General features: G+C 55.5%; 1 protein-coding gene. It reads left to right on the top strand.

Annotated features, from left to right (window positions below; genetic code table 11):
* Positions 1 to 593: lyase family protein (locus tag HMPREF2626_RS09175; protein ID WP_246818954.1), on the top strand; the 593-nt coding region annotated here is incomplete at both ends.

The following is a 593-nucleotide window of genomic DNA, read 5'->3' as shown; positions in this document are numbered from 1 at the left end:
TACAAGCACACGGTCTGCATGGGCCGGACCCATGGCGTTCATGCCGAACCGACGACCTTTGGCTTGAAGATGGCCCGCTATTATTCGGAAATCAAGCGCCAGATTGACCGCTTCGACCATGCGGCCAAGGGGGTGGAAGCCGGGAAGATCTCTGGAGCCGTGGGGACCTTCGCCAATGTACCAACCGCTGTTGAAGCCTATGTCTGCGACCACTTAGGCATCCGTGCCCAGGAAATTTCTACCCAAGTTTTACCGCGCGACCTCCATGCCGAGTACATCGCCTGCCTGGCCTTGATTGCGACTTCCATTGAGAACATGGCAACGGAAATTCGCCACTTACAGAAGTCGGAAACCCGGGAAGTCGAAGAATACTTCGCCAAGGGGCAAAAAGGATCCAGCGCCATGCCCCATAAGCGCAATCCAATTTCCAGTGAAAATGTAACCGGCCTGGCCCGAGTCTGTCGGGGCCATGTGGTAACAGCTTATGAAAATGTTGCCCTCTGGCATGAACGGGACATCTCCCATTCCAGCGCGGAGCGGATTATTCTCTCCGATACCACCATCCTGGTCAACTACATGATCCGCCGCTTCGG

Source organism: Aerococcus sp. HMSC062A02 (assembly GCF_001809535.1).
Classification (GTDB): Bacteria; Bacillota; Bacilli; order Lactobacillales; family Aerococcaceae; genus Aerococcus.
The sequence above is the reverse complement of the archived record's forward strand: the minus strand, read 5'-3'. Positions and strand labels throughout refer to the sequence as shown.